The organism is Aeromicrobium yanjiei (genome assembly GCF_009649075.1).
GTDB lineage: Bacteria > Actinomycetota > Actinomycetes > Propionibacteriales > Nocardioidaceae > Aeromicrobium > Aeromicrobium yanjiei.
On the sequence record NZ_CP045737.1, the window covers coordinates 2,102,815 to 2,120,035 of the forward strand.

The window sequence follows — 17,221 nt, forward strand, 5'->3', positions numbered from 1 at the left end:
GATTCAGTCGCGGCCCGCCTGCTCGAACAGCCAGTCGCGGACGGCCGGGATCTTGTAGGCGGGCTCGAACGAGGCCATGTGCTCGGCGACGCCGCCGGGTCCGGAGGCGTCGGTCTCCTGCCCGTCCGCCTTCAGCACGGTGCCGGGCTCGAACGTCGCGAAGTTTGCCGTGTCGCCGTCCCCCAGCAGCTTGTTCGCCGCCGCGTCCAGCCGCCGCTCCGACCACGTCGCGTCCCAGGTAGCCGTGCCGAACGGCACCTTGGCGCGCTTCAGGAGGGCCTGCAGGTCCTTCTGCCCGTCCGTGGACCGGGTGTCACCGCCGGCCGCGATGTAGAGGAACGTCTCCGCGGCCATCCCTTCCAGCTGGCTCTTGTCCCACTGGCCCGACACGAGGAGCTCGGCAGCGAAGAGGTCGGGATACTTCGCCGCCAGGTACAGGATCGTCATGCAGCCCATCGACTGGCCGGTGCCGTAGACCTCGTCGTCGTCCACGCTGTAGGTGTCCTCGATCGATTCCATGAAGCGTGCGGTCATCTCGACGTACTCGGTGGTCGAGTAGCCGTCGCGGTCGTCGATGATGACGCTCGGGTACTCGGGCACCAGCACGATGCTCTCGTGCTCCTGCTGGTCTCTGTCACCGGCCCAGACCAGGGCGCCGTACTGCGAAAGCGGCGCCGTCACGTCCTGCCCCACCAGGCTCGCGTCCCCGATGAACAGCACCACCGGGTACTCCTTGGTCGTGCTGTAGCCGTCGGGCAGGAAGATGTTGTAGGGCAGCGTCCGTCCGGTCTCGGCGTCCTTGTAGGTCTTCTGCTTGAACTTGCTCTTGACCTGCGCCGCGAGCTCGGTGGCGTCGGCGCTGGCCGACGGGGTCTGCCCACCCGGCGGGCCGGTCGACGTCGAGGCGGGAGCGCGCGACGGCTGGTCGGAGTCGCCGTCGCTCGAGGAGCCGCACGCAGCGACACCCAACAGCAGGGCGCTGCAGGCAGCCGCGGTGAGGCAAGGACGGGAGAACCATGAACGTGTCATGTCGGACTTCCTGACGATCAAGATCGGGGAAGCGGTTCACCACCCCCCGTCCGCCCGCAGGACGAGCAGACCACTTGACTGTCCCGCGGTACCGCGCCGGGCAGGCAGAGGACGAAGTCCTCGCCGCCCCGGGCGCTTGGCCCACGGCAGCGAGCAGGCGCCGTGAGACCTCAGTCCCTCGACGGCTTCTCGCGGCGAAACCAGCTCCAACCGAGCACGGCAGCCGCCAACACCCAGTTGACAACGATCACCCATCCTCTGGATCTCTCGTCGTCCAGCGCCCACGCGAACGTGACCAATGCGGCGAAAACTGCAAGAGGCACGGCATCTCGCCACCACGCCCGCGGGCGCGGCACCCGCCCTCGTTCTACCCACCACGTGGATCGCCGAACGTCCGACCGGTCATTCGGCTCGAGGGACGGCATGTCGTCAGCATCACGGGGTGACGATGCCGTCGCAACCACTGGACTGCCGAAGATCCGGACCCCGATGGGAGCGCATGGCTAGTGCATCGCCTTCCAGTGGCGTCGAGCGTTCAGGAAACCGATGACGCCCACCACCGCGCCCACGCCTGCCCCCAGCCACGACTCCCGTGTGAGTGAGAGGACTGCGTAAACGGTGAACGAGGCTCCAGTCACCATGCCGATCCAGAACAACGGTCTGTCGTGCGGCGAGTAGTACGCCTCATCGGGCATGACGTCACCGTATCGGTCCGCGCCCCCGATTCCCTCGAATCAGGGTCTCGCGCAGCCCCCTTGCAGTCGAGGCTACTCGTCTGGGAAGTCGCTGAACCGGTCCACTACGCGGCCCTCGCCGTCCTGGACAACCATGAGCCAATGGGTTTCCCGCTGGCCGCCTCGAGCAGCGCCCGTAGGCGTTCCTCCTGAGGATCTTCGGCACGTGCGGCGTGGACGACGGCTCCAACTGGTAATCCGCGTACACCAGAAACGGCTCGCTGCCCACGCTCAGGACGGACTGTCGGACATCCGCCGCCGCGTCATCGAAACTGCCCCATATGGGCCCAATCATGTTGTCCCACTGCTCGGGGGTCTTCACGATCTCGACGTCGCGTCCTCGCGCAGCCTCAGGGTGATCCGACCGGGCGCAACTTCTCGCGCTGAGCCGATGCCGTCGAGAAACGTCAACAGTCGAGTCCACTGTGCCGCCACGTGGCGATTCCCAGCATCGCCATCCGCGTCATGGGTTCTCACGAACCCATTCATCGTCGGAGAAGGTGGGAGGTCAAGGCCGCACCGGTTCACGTCGGTGGCGCCAAGCCCCATGAGCGGCGATGCGGTGCAGGTAGCCCGATGGAGAAACGAGAGACCCTCTGACCGGCGATGATCGCTGATCAGAGGGTTCTGTTGCGGTGGGCGATACTGGGTTCGAACCAGTGACCTCTTCGGTGTGAACGAAGCGCGCTACCACTGCGCCAATCGCCCGCGGGGTGCGTCCGAAACTCTAACCTATAGCTCCTCGGCACCTCGACCCCGGTGACCTACGGGTCCATCCCCCGCGACACTTCACGCGCCCAGATCGCCTGCACGCGCTGCGTGATCGGCCCCGGCGCCGGGAGCTCCCGGTCGTCCACCTTCGCGATCGCCTGCACGTTGCGCGTCGTGCCGACGAGGATCACCTCGTCCGCGGTCTGCAGCACCTCGATCGGCGCGTCCTGCTCCGCGACGTCGATCTCACCGGCGCACCACTCGAGCACGAGCGCCCTGGTGACACCCGCGAGCGGGCCGGCCGCCAGAGTGGGTGTGAGAAGTCTCTCCTCCACGACGTAGAAGATGTTGGAGCCCGTCCCCTCGCAGAGCTGGCCGCGCGTGTTCGCCATGACGGCCTCGGACGCGCCGCGGGCCAGTGCGTGCTCGACCATGAGCGCGTTCTCGGCGTACGACGTGGTCTTCAGCCCCGAGAGCGCGCCTCGCTCGTTGCGGGGCCACGGGACCGTCACGACGCTCGAGACGTCGGGAGGACGGTGGCACGGCTCGGAGATCACCACGTACGTCAGGCCTTCGGAGCCGCGCGGAGAGCCGAGCGGCCCACGGCCCGAGGTCACGGTCACCCGGATGCGCCCGAACTCGATGTCCTGGCCGTCCATCGTCGCTTCGACGCCCTCACGGACTGCGCCGACGTCGGGCGTGCCGATGCCGAGCCCTTCCGCGGACCGCACGAGCCGGTCCAGGTGCCGCGTCAACGCGAACGGCTCGTTGCGGCTGATCTGCACCGTCTCGAAGACTCCGTCGCCGACGATCATGCCGTGATCGAGCGGGCTGATCACTGGCTCGTCAGGGAATTTCAGCAGCTGGCCGTTGACCCATGTCTTCATGATCGAAGGCTACGCCGACCCCGGTTTTGGGTCTGCGGGAACCATCGGCTAATGTTTCATCTCGGCCTCCGGTAGAGGCCAAGTGCGGACATAGCTCAGTGGTAGAGCATCACCTTGCCAAGGTGAGGGTCGCGAGTTCGAATCTCGTTGTCCGCTCGGAGAGGGTCTCCATACCCATCCTGCGGTGGGTTGGCCGAGAGGCGAGGCAACGGACTGCAAATCCGTTTACACGGGTTCAAATCCCGTACCCACCTCGAACGTCACAACTTCATAAGCACCAGCAATGGGCGATTGGCGCAGCGGTAGCGCGCTTCCCTGACACGGAAGAGGTCACTGGTTCAAACCCAGTATCGCCCACACGGAAGAAGCCCCCGGAATCCCAACAGATTTCGGGGGCTTTTCGTCGTTCTCGGGAATGTCGAGGCGGTGGGCCTTGGCCCTGACAGAATCGGCGCATGAGCCAGCCCGCTCCCCCGCACCTCTCGCATCCAGGGAAGCCCAAGACCCGCAGGAGCCCGGTAGGCGGCCCGTTGGGCGTGGTTCTGGTCCTCGGCGTGCTGGGCATCGGCGCTTCGATCCTCTTCGTCGTCATGAACGCCGGTTCCAGCTCATCCGGCGAGGCGTCGGGTGAGAACGGCGCCCTGGGCGCTTGCGAGACCTTCGTCAAGCAGGAGCTCCAGAGCCCCTCCACCGCGGTGTTCAGCGGAGCTGCCGCCGAGGGGAAGACACCCGAGTGGGTCGTCCATGGAGCAGTCGACTCGATGAAGAGCGTCGGGGCGACCATGCGTACGTCGCGCAGCTACTACGAGTGCCCTGTGCGTCGGGTCGGGGACGACACGTGGCAGCCGGCTGGCCCCGTACGCGTCGGCGACGCTCCCTACCGACGCTGAGGACGTTCTTCGTGCCCCCGGAACGCAGCGACCGACCCCGGACGGCAATCGAGACAAGCGTTCGATAACCTTCCCGCCGTGGACAAGCGAAGGCGTTCGATGACCGTGGGAATCGGTGTGGTCACTGTCGCGCTGGTCGGTCTCGGCGCCGCGGGCTCGCGGGCCGAGGAGCGCGGCGTGTGTGTCGACCGCTCCAGCGACGTGCGGGTGGCCGACGACCAGTGCGACGACGACAGCGCGTCGTCCGGCGCCGGCTACGGCGGCTACGGGTGGTACTACATCCCCGCAGGCCGGCGTGCACCCGCAGAGGGTCAGGCGGTCGCGGGTCAGGGGTCCTTCGTGACCCCGACCAACAAGTCGTTCACCAAGGGCGGGGTCGCTGCGGACGGCGGCACGGTGACACGCGGCGGATTCTTCTCCGGCAAGGGCTCCTTCGGCGGATGAGACGTGTGCAGACGACGGCGCGGCCGGACTGGCTGAGCCTCGTGGAGGAGCAGGGCCTGACGTACGCCGTCGATCGCACCGGGGACGGGAGCGAGGTGCCGTACTGGGACGAGACCGCGTACTACGAGTTCACCGAGGACGACGTCGACTACCTCGAGCGCGTCACGGACGAGCTCCACACAATGGCCATGCAGGCGGCCGCGCGCATGGCGGACGACGCCCAGCTCATCCAGCGGCACAAGCTGCCTCCGGGCGCCGGCGACCTCCTCGCCCGGTCCCTGCGCGACGGCGCGGAGACGTCCATCTACGGCCGGTTCGACCTGGCCTGGGACGGCACCGGCCCCGCCAAGCTGCTCGAGTACAACGCCGACACCCCGGCCGGGCTCGTCGAGGCCGCCGTGTGCCAGTGGATGTGGCTCGAGGACCTGCACCCCGAGCGCGATCAGTGGAACATGCTGCACGAGCACCTGGTCAAGCGGTGGGACGAGTTCCGGCGGACCACGGGAGCTGAGATCGTGCACTTCGCCGTCGGCCAGAACGAGCCGACGGAGGACTGGGCCACGGTCGCCTACCTGCGGGACACCGCGCAGGAGGCCGGCCTCGAGACCGTCGGCATCACGATCGAGGAGATTGGCTGGCACCACGAGCGGCTGACGTTCGTCGACGTCAAGGACCTCGAGATCGCTCACTGCTTCAAGATGTACCCGACCGAGTGGATGCTGGACTCCACGTTCGGCCCGCTCGTGATCGACGGCTCGTCCCGCACGCGCTGGATCGAGCCGCCGTGGAAGCTGCTCCTGGGCTCCAAGGCGCTGCTCCCCGTGATGTGGGAGATGTTCGCGGGCCACGAGAACCTCCTGCCCAGCTACTTCGACGCCCCGTACGCGATGCGCGAGTACGTGACCAAGCCGCTGTTCGGGTGGGAGGGCGACGGCGTCGAGATCCACACCCCGCACGTCCGCGAGGCGGTCGAGGCGACGCACTCGGCCGGCCAGGAGCTCGTCTACCAGAAGTACGTCGAGCTGCCCGACTTCGACGGCAACCACCCGGTGCTGGGCACGTGGGTCATCGGCGGACGCGCGGCCGGGCTCGGTGTGCGCGAGTCGAGCAACCGCATCACCAACACCGAGGCGCGCTTCGTCCCCCACCTCATGTCCACCGCGCGGTCCTCCCCCGAGCAGGTCGCTGCCTGGCTCGCCGAGACCGGGCACACCCTGTGACCGCACGCGTCCCGATCAAACCGCACCACCTAGGAGAACCATGGACCTGCTGAGCTCAGTTGGATACGCGCTGGCCTACGCGGCGATGGGCCTCGCGGTCCTCGGAGTCGGCTATCTCGTGCTCGACCTGCTGACCCCGGGACGGCTCGGGGAGCACATCATGCAGAACGCCTCGGTGAACGCGGCCATCGTCACCGCGGCCGGCATCCTCGGGCTCGGCGGGATCGTCTTCACCGCGATCTGGACCAACGGCGACTCCTCGTTCGGCGCCGCCCTGGGCTGGACGATCGCGTTCGGGCTCGTCGGGGTGGTGATGCAGGCGGCAGCGTTCCGTCTCCTCGACCTCATCACGCCCGACGACCTGTCCAAGATCGTCACGCTTCCCGGCTTCCACCCGGCCTCGCTCGTCGCCGCGGCCACCCAGGTCTCGGTCTCGCTCGTGATCGTGGCCTGCATCGCCTGACATTCGCGAGACGATCCGGGCCGATCTGACATGGTCCAGACATGAGGCTCCTGTCATCGGCCTGTGCCGTCCTCGTTGCTGCCACGCTCGTCGGGTGCGAGACGTCCGGCGGCTCGTCTCCCGGTCCCCCACGCACTGGAAGCCGGACCGCTGGCGTGACGCCGGACCGCGCCGCTGAGCCCTGCCCCGACAAGCTGCCGCAGCCGACTGCGTCGACGCAAGGCCCCGACTCGTCCCGCCCGGCCGAGCGCAGGCCGCGGCTGCCCCGGCTGGAAGCCGCCTGGGTGTGCGTGTATGGGGCGTTGACCCCCACAGGTGACGGAGCAGCTCTCGAGTGGACTCGGCAGCGGCCGCCCATGCGCGTCCCGCCGGGCCAGCTGCGCCGTTACCAGCGTGACCTGGACCAGCTGGTGCCCGCCGATCGCGAGCGCGCATGTCTGGCAGACCTCGGCCCGCGCTACCTCTTGGTCTACGCGTACGACGCGGGCCTCGCGGGCGTGACCGCCGACGCCTTCGGGTGCGAGGACGTGCGACTCACGGACGATCCCGCGGAGACGGCGCCCGGCGAACGGGGCGCGCCCGGCTCCGTTCCCGGCATCCTGCAGTCCCCCTCCGGGCTCCTGGACGCTCTCGAGGCCACCGCGAACGCGTCCGGCACCTAGTCGCTCGCGCCGTGCGGGCCTGCACGCGGCCGGCGTGCGACCCCGACCTGCTGGCCGTACGGTCTGGGTCATGCGAACGAGTGTGAAGGCCGATGACGCCACTTCCCCCGACCTGATCCGCAAGATCGAGGCGGCCGACGAGTCCCTGAGGATCAGCTTCTCGGGCATGCCGATCGACGAGGTCGTGCCAGAGGTCGAGCGGTCGCTGAGCGAGCTCGATCTCGACCTCCCGGAGGCCACGGTGCAGGACTGGGCCCAGCACGTCGTGGACCGCGCGGACTACGTCCTCGAGATTCGGTGAGCTGAGCCCGCCACATCTCACGATCCCGGACATCTGGCGGGCTCAAGCCGCCAAATCTTGGTGCCGGCGGGGTCAGCCCCAGCGGGCGTCGTCGACGGCCTGCTCGACGGCGGCGTTGATCGCGGCGCCGATCAGGACCGAGATCGACAGGACGTACAGCCACAGGAGCACCGCGATCGGCGCGGCCAGGGGGCCGTAGATGGACATCCCGCCGGTGGAGAAGCCGAGCGCCCAGCGGACGAAATAGCTGCCGAGGATCCACAGCACGAGCGTGAAGACCGCACCCGGCATGCCCACCCGCCACTTCTTCCGCACGGGCACCGCGAGGTGGTACAGCGTCGTGAGGAAGCCGATCGACAGCACCACCACCGCGGGCCAGTAGAACACCCGCAGGAACGACCAGCGGTCCGACAACGCATCGGCTGCGAGCTGGGGACCGGTCAGCACGAGCGGCACCAGCACGATGCCCACCATCAGGGCCGCGACGTACAGCGAGAACGACAGCGCGCGGGTCTTGATGATGCCGCGGTGCCCGCCCAGTCCGTAGATGATCGAGATCGTGTCGAGGAAGACGTTGAGCGCCCGCGACCCCGACCACAGCGCGAGCACGAAGCCGATCGAGATGACGTCGATGCGCCCCCCGCCCAGCACCTCGTCGAGCGTCGGCGCGATGACCTTGTCGACCGTGCTGTCGGTGAGCGCCTTGGACGCGAGGTCGATGATGCGCTCCTTGAGCACGTCGACCTTCGCGACGTCGAAGCGCTCGGCGATGAATCCGATCGTCCCCGCGAGGCCGAACACGAGCGGTGGGAGCGACAGGATCGCGAAGAACGCCGCCTCGGCCGCGAGGCCGGTCACGCGGTAGCGAAAGCAGCTGCTCACCGTCCGCGCGACGAGCTTCTTGACCTCTTCGGGGACGCCCGGTCGGTCTACCGGTTCCACCGCCATGGCTCTACCGTAGCGACATGGATCCCCTCCAGCGCGCACCCTCGAACCAGGCGTCGCCGCTCGTCGGCCACAACGTCGCGACCGGGGACCAGGCCCTCATGGACGCGGTGTCGGCGTTCGGCGGCGAGCACTCCCCCGCGATCATCGAGGCACTCACTCCCATCGGGTCCCTGGCCGGATCCGCGGAGGCCCGCGAGCACTGGCACCTCGCCAACGAGAACGAGCCGGTGCTGCGGACGGCCGACCGGTTCGGCACCCGGATCGACGAGGTGGACTTCCACCCCTCGTGGCACTGGCTCATGACGCAGGGCGTCGGGTTCGGCCTCACCGCCGAGCCGTGGGTCTCCCAGAGCCCCGTCGCCCACCTGCAGCGCGCTGCGGGCTTCCTCGCCTGGGGACAGGTCGAGCAGGGCCACATGTGCCCCATCACGATGACGTACGCCGTGGTTCCCGCCCTGCGCGCGGACGACGCTCTGGCGAAGCAGTGGACGACCGGACTGGCGTCCCGCACGTACGACTTCGGCCTCCGGGCTCCCGAGCTCAAGGCCGGCCTCCTCGCGGGGATGGGCATGACCGAGAAGCAGGGCGGCTCCGACCTGCGCACCACCACGACCCAGGCGCGTCCGACCGAGACGCACGGCGAGTACCTGCTGACCGGGCACAAGTGGTTCACGTCCGCGCCGATGAACGACCTGTTCCTCGTGCTCGCGCAGGCCCCCGGCGGCGTCAGCTGCTTCGTCGTGCCCCGGGTGCGCCCCGACGGCACCCGCAACGCGTTGTCGATCGTCCGGCTCAAGGACAAGCTCGGCAACCGGTCCAACGCGTCCAGCGAGCTGGAGTTCACCGACGCCTGGGCCGTACGCCTCGGCGACGAGGGCCGCGGCATCCGCACGATCATCGAGATGGTGTCCGCGACCCGTCAGGACTGCATCCTCGGCTCGGCCGGCATCATGCGCAAGGCCGTCTCGGAGGCCGCGTGGCACGCGTCCGGCCGTGCAGCGTTCGGTGCGACGCTGGCGGACCAGCCCGCGATGATCAACGTCCTGGCCGATCTCGCGGTCGAGAGCGAGGCCGCGACCATGGTGGCGATGCGACTGGCCTCGGCGGTCGACAAGCCCCACGACGCCCACGAGCAGGCGCTGCGGCGCATCGGCCTGGCGCTCGAGAAGTTCTGGGTGTGCAAGCGGACCCCGTTCATGGTCGCCGAGGCCCTGGAGTGCCTGGGCGGCAACGGGTACGTCGAGGAGTCCGGCATGCCGCTGCTGTTCCGCGAGTCGCCGCTCAACTCGATCTGGGAGGGCAGCGGCAACGTGCAGGCCCTCGACGTCCTGCGCGCACTGAGCCGTGAGCCGGAGAGCCTCGAGGCCTGGGTCACCGAGGTCGGGACGGTCCGCGGCGAGAACCGTCACCTCGACGCGATGGCCGAGACGGTCCTCACCGAGCTCGCCGACCTGACGGACATCGAGACCCGGGCCCGACGGATCGCAGGACAGATGGCCGCTGTGCTCCAGGGCACGGTGCTGCTGCAGCACGGCGATCCCGACGTGGCCGACGCGTTCTGCGCCTCCCGGCTCGGAGGTGACTGGGGCGGTACGTTCGGCACGCTCCCCCACGGGCTCGCGCTCGCGGGCATCGTCGCCCGCACCACCCCACACCTGGAGTCTTGATGGGCCGTCCCCTCTCGATCGCCGCGCTCACGTCGGCGATCATCACCATCGTGTCCGCGCTCGCCCTGCGCGCCGCCGAGGCCACGCTCGCGGTCGCCGCGGTGGCCGGGGTCGCCGTCCTGGTCACCTGGTACGCCCAGCTGCACGCGACCGAGGACAGCGGCGCCGGTGGCCTCGTGAACCCGGCGTCCGCCGTGGCACTGGCGGTCGTCGGTCGCGGGCCCTGGTCGACCCTGCTGCCGGCCGTCGCCGCACACGCGGTCGGGGCGGTCCTGGGCGGTCTCGTCGCCCTCGCGCTGGACGACCGGCTCGGCGACACCCTGGTCTTCGCCGACCCTGATCTCGTGGTGGCCGGCATCGGGGCCGCCGTCGTCGGGCTCGTCGCCGCCTGGGCCACCCTGAGCATCGACGGCGGCGGGCCCGAGGGCCTCGCCGCGGTGCCGGCCGTCCTCGGCGGGGCGGTCCTGCCCCTCGGGCTGCTCGCGGTCTTCCACCCGGCCGCCGTCATCGGCCTCGCCACCGCCGGGATCGTCCCGTGGGACGCGGCGCTCGTGGCCGCCGGCGCCACCCTCCTGGCCGCTGCGGCCGGCGCGTACGCGGTCTCGGTCCTCGTCCCGGCCGAGTGACGCAGGCCACACGCGGGGGCACATTTCCCCGTCAACCAAGGCAGTCTGACCAGCATGTGGACAGCCGTCTCAACTGTCGAGACTCATGCTTGTCGTGTGCGCGCCGGCTCACCAGACTGAGGACATGCTTTCGGCACAGACACTCTGGCTCGTGGGACGTCTCCACGTTGACCTCGGTCGTGCCCGCAACATGATGTGTCGCTGATCAACGCGCGACCTCTGCACTGATCTCAGCAATCAATCCAGGCGCGCGGCGACCCCCGTGACGAGCCTGTCGTGATCGCCGTGTGCCCTGCCCCAAGGGAAGTTCATGGCTACAGCCACCGGCACCAACGCCGCCCGCCGCCCCCGCCCCAAGCGCGGTGAGGGCCAGTGGGCTCTGGGCTACCGCGAGCCGCTCAACGCGAACGAGCAGTCCAAGAAGGACGACAACCCGCTCAACGTCCGCGCCCGCATCGAGAACATCTACGCGCACGGCGGCTTCGACTCGATCGATCCCGGCGACCTGCGGGGCCGGTTCCGCTGGTGGGGCCTCTACACCCAGCGCAAGCAGGGCATCGACGGCGGGAAGACCGCCACCCTCGCTCCCGAGGAGCTGGACGCCGACCGCTTCATGCTGCGCGTGCGCGTCGACGGCGGCCAGCTCGACCTCGAGCAGCTGCGCACGATCGCCGACATCTCGGTCGACTTCGCGCAGGACACCGCCGACCTCACCGATCGCCAGAACGTGCAGTACCACTGGATCGACGTCCGCGACGTGCCGATGATCTGGCAGCGCCTCGAGGCGGTCGGCCTGTCCACCCAGGAGGCGTGCGGCGACTGCCCGCGCGTGATCCTGGGCTCGCCCGTCGCCGGCATCTCCGCCGACGAGATCATCGACGGCACGTCGGCGATCGACGCGATCGAGAGCACCTTCATCGGTGACCGGAACTTCTCCAACCTCCCCCGCAAGTTCAAGAGCGCGATCAGCGGCCACCCCGACCACGACGTCGTCCCGCAGATCAACGACGTGGCGTTCACGGGCGCGATCCACCCCGAGCACGGTCCGGGCTTCGACGTGTGGGTCGGCGGCGGCCTGTCGACCAACCCGATGCTGGCCCAGCGGCTCGGCGCCTGGGTCTCCCTCGAGGACGTCCCCGAGGTCTGGAAGGGCATCGTCAGCATCTTCCGCGACTACGGCTATCGCCGCCTGCGCACCCGCGCACGGCTGAAGTTCCTCGTGGCGGACTGGGGCATCGAGAAGTTCCGCGAGGTCCTCGAGACCGAGTACCTCGAGCGCCGGCTCCCCGATCTCGACGCCCCCGCGATGCCCGAGACCCCGGCCGACCACGTCGGAGTGTTCCCGCAGACCGACGGGAAGTTCTACGTCGGCGTCGCCGCCACGGTCGGTCGCATCTCCGGCACCCTGCTGAACCAGCTCGCCGATATCGTCGAGGCACACGGCAGCAATCGCATCCGGACCACCCCGATGCAGAAGCTCGTGGTGCTGGACGTCGAGGAGGACCGGGTCGAGAGCCTGGTCGCCGCGCTGGCCGAGATCGGCCTCCACGCCCGCCCCTCGCAGTGGCGCCGCAACACGATGGCCTGCACGGGCATCGAGTACTGCAAGCTCGCGATCGTCAACACCAAGGACACCGCACGGGTCCTCATCGACGAGCTCGAGCGCCGCGTCCCGGACCTCGACACCGCCATCACGGTCAACGTCAACGGCTGCCCCAACTCGTGCGCCCGCATCCAGACCGCCGACATCGGCCTCAAGGGCATGCTCGTCAACGACGCCGACGGCAACACGGTCGAGGGCTTCCAGGTCCACCTCGGTGGCGCTCTGGGACTCCAGGCCGGGTTCGGCCGCAAGCTGCGCGCGCACAAGGTCGCGGCCGACGACCTCCCCGACTACGTCGAGAAGCTCTCCCGGACGTACCTCGAGCAGCGTGACGTCGAGGAGTCGTTCGCCCGCTGGGTCGCCCGCGCGGACGAGGAGGTGCTCCGATGAGAGGCATCCCCTACCACTGCCCGTACTGCGCCGACGAGAACCTGCGTCCCCATGGCGAGACGCACGGCGAGTGGGAGTGCCGCTCATGTCTGCGCGCATTCCGGCTCGGCTTCATCGGCCAGCTGTCCCCCACCGATCTGACCACCATCGCACCGCCCATCGCACCACCCCCTGGAAGGAGGCAAGCATCATGACCGCACCAGCACTCATTGCTCTTGCGCACGGCAGCACCGATCCGCGTTCTGCCCAGACCATCACAGCCCTCACGGAGATGGTGGCGTGCATGCGTCCCGACCTCCGTGTCCAGCCGGCCTTCCTCGACCACGTGGGGCCCTCGTTCGACGAGGCCGTCGACCAGCTGGTGGCCGAGGGCCACCAGGAGATCGTCGTCGTCCCGCTGCTGCTGAGCGTCGCGTTCCACGCCAATGTCGACGTCCCGCGTGCCGTGGCGGGTGCACTTGCCCGGCACGACGGCATCAAGGTGCACGCGACGGGCGTGCTCGGCATCGAGGCCGCGTTCTTCCACGTCCTCGACAAGCGGCTGCGCGAGGCCCTGTCCAAGAACCGCGTGCGAGAGCTCGACGCCCTGGTGCTGGCCGGCGCCGGCTCGTCCGACCCGATCGCCAACGCGGCGATCTCGCGGGCGGCCCGGGCGTGGGGCTCCCACCACAAGCTGCCGACGATCGCGGCGTTCGCGTCGAGCGTCCCGCCGGCAGCCGGCGAGGCCGTCCGTCAGCACCGCGCCGACGGTCGACGTCACATCGCCGTCGGTCAGCTGTTCCTCGCTCCGGGCGTGCTGCCCGACCGGGTGACCGAGCTGGCGTACGAGGCCGGCGCCGTCGCCGTCGCCGAGCCACTGGGCGTCGACGTCGAGGTGGCCCGGGTCATCCTCGCGCGCTACGCGGTCGGTGCGGTCGACCTCGTCCCGCTGGAGGCGCTCTTCGCCTGACCTGCCGGGCCGGCCGGGGCGCTCCCCGGCCGGCTCGCGCACGTCCTACGTTGGGTGGGTGAGTTCCAGGCCCAGCCGCGAGTCCGTGGTGTCGTGGACGATCCTCGCGGCGCTGGTGGCCGGGATCTCAACGGTCCTCGGCCTCCTCGGCTTCCCCTCGGCCGTGCTGTTCGGGGGCCTCGCCGGCGGACTGGCGTTCTCCCTCAGCACGGGGCGGACCGTCGACGTCCCGAGCTGGTCGTTCACGATCGCCCAGGCGATCATCGGCGTCACGGTCGGCGCGGCCGTCGACTTCCAGACGCTCGCCGACCTCGGGAGCGACTGGCCCGCCGTGATCGTGATCTCGGTGGTCACGCTGGTGCTGAGCGTCGTGGCCGGTCAGCTGCTGCGGCTGCACCGCGGGGTCAGCCCCGTCACGGCCTCGTTCGCGTCGGTCGCGGGTGGCGCCTCCGGCATGACCGCGGTGGCGCACGACCTCGGCGCGGACGACCGCGTGGTCACGGTCATCCAGTACCTTCGCGTCCTCGTGGTGCTGCTGGCCATGCCCGCCGCCGTGTCCGTGGTGTTCCATGCCGACACCGGGACCGCCGCGGGGGTGACCGCGCCGGCCACGTCGGCCGCCGGCGTCGCGTACTCGGTGCTGGCCGTCGCCCTGGGCATCGGCGTCGGTCGGGCGCTCCACCTGCCTTCCCCCGCGGTGCTCGGCGCCCTGCTGGCCTCGATCGCCCTCGGCGCGGTGCCTGCGTTCGCCGACGTCGACGTCCCGCCCTGGGTGCAGGCCGCCGGCTTCGTGCTCATCGGGCTGCAGGTCGGGCTGCGGTTCACCCTCGACAGCCTCCGGGCGATCGGCCGGATGATCCCGACCGCGCTGCTCGTCATCGCGATCATCATCGGCGCGTGCGCCGCGTTCGGCGTCCTTCTGGCCCGGCTGACCGGCGTGTCCGAGCTCGACGCCTACCTCGCGACCACGCCCGGCGGGCTGTACGCAGTGCTGGCCACGTCCGCGGACACCGGGGGCAACGTCACGTTCGTGACGGCCGTGCAGATCATCCGGCTCCTGCTGGTGCTGCTGGCCGCTCCGCTGCTGGGTCGGTGGCTGACCCGCCGCAGCGGCTAGCTACATCGCGGCCAGCCGCTTCTTCTCGGCCTCGACGTCGAAGTCAGGCGCCGGCCACTGGAGCTCCAGCGCGCGCAGCTGCTCGAGCAGCAGGGTCGCCACCGCCCAGTTGCGGTACCACTTGCCGCCGCTCGGCACGAGGTGCCACGGCGCCGCCTCACCGCAGCGCTCGATCGCGATCGCGTACGCCTCCTGGTACCCGTCCCAGAGCTCGCGCTCGTCCAGGTCGCCCGGGTTGTACTTCCAGTACTTGGTCGGGTCGTCGAGGCGCGCGGCCAGACGCTCCTTCTGGTCGTCCTTGGTGATGCGCAGGAAGCACTTGACCAGCACGCCCCCGGAGCCGGTGAACTCCTGCTCGAACGCGTTGATCGCGTCGTAGCGCCGCTCGATCTCCTCGGGCGGGGCGAGCTCGCGGACCCGGCCGATCAGGACGTCCTCGTAGTACGAGCGGTCGAAGATGCCGATCATCCCGGGCGCCGGCAGCGCCTTGCGCACCCGCCACAAGAAGTCGTGCCGGAGCTCGGCCCGAGTCGGCTTCTTGAACGACGTGATCGACAGGCCCTGCGGATCGGCGAGTCCCGCGACGTGGCGGACGATCCCGCCCTTGCCGGCGGTGTCCATGCCCTGCAGGACCACCAGCAGGCGCGTCGTACCGGCCCCGGTGCGTCCGCCCGCGAACAGCCTCTCCTGCAGATCGCTGAGCTCGTCGCCGAGATCCTTCAGCGCCAGCTTGGCGTCGGCCTTGTTGCCGTCGAAGCCGGGCGTCGCGCGCGAGTCGTACGTCGACAGGTCGATCGCGCCGGACACGGACAGCTGCGAGCTCAGGGACATGTCGGCAGTATGCCCCCGGGTCGGACGGCCCACCACACGTGCGACATACGCCCTAGGGTGGACCCGTGAGCTTCGACGACGACGAGATCCGCCGGTTGTACGCGTATCCCTCGTCCGACCGGCCGTGGGTGCGCAGCAACTTCGTGGCCACTCTCGACGGCGCCGCCCACGACGCCGGTGGCCACTCGGGCCCGCTCGGCGGGGACGCCGACACACACGTGTTCCACGTCCTGCGCTCCCTCGCGGACGTGGTCGTGGTCGGCGCAGGCACCGCCCGCGCGGAGGGCTACGGCCCGTCCTCGGTCCCGATCGCCGTGGTGAGCCGCAGCCTCGACGTGCCCGAGCCGCTCGTCGTACCCGGGCAGATCGTCATCACCACCGCGGACGCCCCCGCCGACGCCCTCGCCCGGCTTCGCGAGACCGTCGACGTCATCGCGCTGGGCGAGGGCGAGATCGACTGGCCTGCCGTCCTGGACCAGCTCGGCTCACGTGGGCTTCGGCGCATCCTCTGCGAGGGCGGTCCCACGCTGCACGGCGACCTCGTCGGTCTGGACCTCGTCGACGAGGTCTGCCTGACGATCGCCCCCGTGCTGGCCGCCGGCGACGCGCCCCGCATCGCCCACGGCCCGCACGCCGTCGACCGCGCCATGACGCTCGGGCACGCGGTCGAGCTCGACGGCGTCCTGTTCACCCGATGGGTGCGCGAGCGCACCTAGACCGCACGTACTCTGGCACCAACGAAGGGACATCGCACATGTACGACGTGGCACTGCTCATCGAGCGCCAGCTCAACGATCTCGACGCCGACCAGATCATTGCGCTCCACGAGGGGCTCGACGACACCGTCCGCTACCACCTGCTCCTGCCGGTCGAGAACGACGCAGCCGTGCTCGCGTCCTCGATGGGTGCCCTCGGCGGCCAGGTCGTGCCGTACACCGAGCCCGACGCGATCGACGCGGTCGAGAAGCAGATCGTCCGCGCGGGACAGGACGAGCTCGACGCGAGCGCAGCGCTGCTCGTCGAACGCGGCCAGCAGGTCACCGCGACCCTGACCGAGGACGACCCGGTCGACGCGCTGCTGGAGCTCGTGAAGCAGACCGGCTCCTCCGAGGCGATCATCTTGACAGAGCCCCACGTCGTGAAGGAGTTCCTGCACATCGACTGGACGTCGCGGGCGCAGCGCAAGCTGGACGTCCCGAGCGTCCGCCTGCTCGAGCACGTGCCTTTCGACGCCCAGCGCTGAGCTCGTCCGGCTGGCCCGCCGACGTACGCTGGGGGGCATGACCCAGCAGAGCGACAAGACGTACGCCGTCGACAAGACCGACGAGCAATGGAAGGCCGAGCTCAGCCCGGAGGAGTACCAGGTCCTGCGCAAGGCGGGCACCGAGCGTCCCTTCACGTCCTCCTACGAGACCGACCCGACCGTCGGCGTGTACGCGTGCCGCGCGTGTGGGACCGAGCTGTTCCGCAGCGAGACCAAGTTCGACGCCCACTGCGGCTGGCCGGCGTTCTACGCGCCGCTGGCCGAGGACCGGGTCGAGTACATCGAGGACCGCTCGCTGTTCGGTGGCGTCCGCACCGAGGTGCGCTGCGCGACCTGCGGCTCACACCTCGGACACGTCTTCGAGGGCGAGGGCTTCGCGACCCCGACCGATCAGCGCTACTGCATCAACGGCATCAGCCTGACGCTCCAGCCCGACGCCAAGTAGCCCGCGGAAGACCGATCTTTCGGCGTTTGCGCCGCCCTGG

General features: G+C 69.7%; 19 protein-coding genes and 4 tRNA genes. 17 read left to right on the forward strand and 6 right to left on the reverse strand.

The window, feature by feature from the left end; all coding sequences use genetic code 11:
- Positions 1–3 precede the first annotated feature (3 nt).
- The 4 genes from GEV26_RS10400 to GEV26_RS10415 all read right to left on the reverse strand — a co-directional run bounded on the left by GEV26_RS10400 (position 4) and on the right by GEV26_RS10415 (position 3,361).
- Positions 4–1,029 carry a carboxylesterase family protein gene (locus GEV26_RS10400; RefSeq protein WP_153653006.1) on the reverse strand — a complete coding sequence of 342 codons (1,026 nt, stop codon included), beginning with the start codon at positions 1,027–1,029 and terminating at the stop codon, positions 4–6.
- A 503-nt stretch (positions 1,030–1,532) separates the two neighbouring features.
- On the reverse strand, positions 1,533–1,724 hold the full coding sequence (locus tag GEV26_RS10405; RefSeq protein ID WP_153653007.1) for a hypothetical protein: 192 nt from the start codon (positions 1,722–1,724) through the stop codon (positions 1,533–1,535).
- Positions 1,725–2,399: 675 nt separating this feature from the next.
- A tRNA-Val gene (locus GEV26_RS10410) sits at positions 2,400–2,471 on the reverse strand.
- Positions 2,472–2,527: 56 nt separating this feature from the next.
- A complete protein-coding gene (locus GEV26_RS10415) occupies positions 2,528–3,361 on the reverse strand; it encodes an aminotransferase class IV (RefSeq protein WP_153653008.1) in 834 nt (277 codons plus the stop codon).
- An 84-nt stretch (positions 3,362–3,445) separates the two neighbouring features.
- Between GEV26_RS10415 and GEV26_RS10420 the strand changes: the two genes are divergently transcribed.
- The 9 genes from GEV26_RS10420 (at position 3,446) to GEV26_RS10460 (ending at position 7,341) form a co-directional block, all read left to right on the forward strand.
- Positions 3,446–3,517: transfer RNA gene (locus GEV26_RS10420), tRNA-Gly, on the forward strand.
- A gap of 27 nt (positions 3,518–3,544) precedes the next feature.
- Positions 3,545–3,615 (forward strand) — tRNA-Cys (locus tag GEV26_RS10425).
- Positions 3,616–3,646: 31 nt separating this feature from the next.
- Positions 3,647–3,718, forward strand: a tRNA-Val gene (locus GEV26_RS10430).
- 98 nt (positions 3,719–3,816) lie between these two features.
- Complete coding sequence (locus tag GEV26_RS10435; protein WP_153653009.1) at positions 3,817–4,251, forward strand: hypothetical protein; 435 nt, start codon at positions 3,817–3,819, stop codon at positions 4,249–4,251.
- A gap of 99 nt (positions 4,252–4,350) precedes the next feature.
- Positions 4,351–4,695, forward strand: coding sequence for a hypothetical protein (locus GEV26_RS10440; RefSeq protein WP_153653010.1), 345 nt, complete (start codon positions 4,351–4,353; stop codon positions 4,693–4,695).
- Complete coding sequence (locus tag GEV26_RS10445) at positions 4,692–5,915, forward strand: glutathionylspermidine synthase family protein (RefSeq protein WP_153653011.1); 1,224 nt, start codon at positions 4,692–4,694, stop codon at positions 5,913–5,915. Before GEV26_RS10440 ends, GEV26_RS10445 begins: the two co-directional genes overlap by 4 nt.
- 40 nt (positions 5,916–5,955) lie before the next feature.
- Entirely contained in the window at positions 5,956–6,378 is a 423-nt protein-coding gene (locus GEV26_RS10450; RefSeq protein WP_153653012.1) for a DUF350 domain-containing protein, read from the forward strand.
- A gap of 356 nt (positions 6,379–6,734) precedes the next feature.
- A complete protein-coding gene (locus GEV26_RS10455; RefSeq protein WP_153653013.1) occupies positions 6,735–7,040 on the forward strand; it encodes a hypothetical protein in 306 nt (101 codons plus the stop codon).
- Positions 7,041–7,110: 70 nt separating this feature from the next.
- Positions 7,111–7,341 (forward strand): hypothetical protein, encoded by a 231-nt coding sequence (locus tag GEV26_RS10460; RefSeq protein WP_153653014.1) that lies wholly within the window; start codon positions 7,111–7,113, stop codon positions 7,339–7,341.
- Between the two features lie 72 nt (positions 7,342–7,413).
- On the opposite strand, the gene GEV26_RS10465 is transcribed toward GEV26_RS10460, so the two are convergent.
- On the reverse strand, positions 7,414–8,289 hold the full coding sequence (locus GEV26_RS10465) for a YihY/virulence factor BrkB family protein (protein ID WP_153653015.1): 876 nt from the start codon (positions 8,287–8,289) through the stop codon (positions 7,414–7,416).
- A 17-nt stretch (positions 8,290–8,306) separates the two neighbouring features.
- On the opposite strand from GEV26_RS10465, the gene GEV26_RS10470 reads away from it, so the two are divergent.
- The 5 genes from GEV26_RS10470 (at position 8,307) to GEV26_RS10490 (ending at position 14,641) form a co-directional block, all read left to right on the forward strand.
- Entirely contained in the window at positions 8,307–9,956 is a 1,650-nt protein-coding gene (locus GEV26_RS10470) for an acyl-CoA dehydrogenase family protein (protein WP_153653016.1), read from the forward strand.
- Positions 9,956–10,582 carry a hypothetical protein gene (locus GEV26_RS10475; protein ID WP_153653017.1) on the forward strand — a complete coding sequence of 209 codons (627 nt, stop codon included), beginning with the start codon at positions 9,956–9,958 and terminating at the stop codon, positions 10,580–10,582. The genes GEV26_RS10470 and GEV26_RS10475 overlap by 1 nt, the downstream gene beginning before the upstream one ends.
- Before the next feature lie 310 nt (positions 10,583–10,892).
- Positions 10,893–12,575: a nitrite/sulfite reductase gene (locus GEV26_RS10480; RefSeq protein ID WP_153653018.1), complete on the forward strand. Its 1,683-nt coding sequence runs from the start codon at positions 10,893–10,895 to the stop codon at positions 12,573–12,575.
- Between the two features lie 190 nt (positions 12,576–12,765).
- Entirely contained in the window at positions 12,766–13,524 is a 759-nt protein-coding gene (locus tag GEV26_RS10485) for a sirohydrochlorin chelatase (protein ID WP_153653019.1), read from the forward strand.
- 58 nt (positions 13,525–13,582) lie between these two features.
- Complete coding sequence (locus GEV26_RS10490; protein WP_208430952.1) at positions 13,583–14,641, forward strand: AbrB family transcriptional regulator; 1,059 nt, start codon at positions 13,583–13,585, stop codon at positions 14,639–14,641.
- Here GEV26_RS10490 and GEV26_RS10495 read toward each other — a convergent pair whose 3' ends face one another.
- Positions 14,642–15,472, reverse strand: a complete 831-nt coding sequence (locus GEV26_RS10495) for a PPK2 family polyphosphate kinase (protein WP_153653020.1) — start codon at positions 15,470–15,472, stop codon at positions 14,642–14,644. It lies immediately after the preceding gene.
- A 65-nt stretch (positions 15,473–15,537) separates the two neighbouring features.
- Between GEV26_RS10495 and GEV26_RS10500 the strand changes: the two genes are divergently transcribed.
- Genes GEV26_RS10500 through msrB form a run of 3 tightly spaced genes read left to right on the forward strand, consistent with a single transcriptional unit; the run spans position 15,538 to position 17,181 of the window.
- A complete protein-coding gene (locus GEV26_RS10500) occupies positions 15,538–16,188 on the forward strand; it encodes a pyrimidine reductase family protein (RefSeq protein ID WP_153653021.1) in 651 nt (216 codons plus the stop codon).
- A 38-nt stretch (positions 16,189–16,226) separates the two neighbouring features.
- A complete protein-coding gene (locus GEV26_RS10505) occupies positions 16,227–16,715 on the forward strand; it encodes a hypothetical protein (protein WP_153653022.1) in 489 nt (162 codons plus the stop codon).
- Positions 16,716–16,752: 37 nt separating this feature from the next.
- Complete coding sequence (gene msrB / locus GEV26_RS10510) at positions 16,753–17,181, forward strand: peptide-methionine (R)-S-oxide reductase MsrB (RefSeq protein ID WP_153653023.1); 429 nt, start codon at positions 16,753–16,755, stop codon at positions 17,179–17,181.
- The last annotated feature ends 40 nt before the right edge of the window (positions 17,182–17,221 follow it).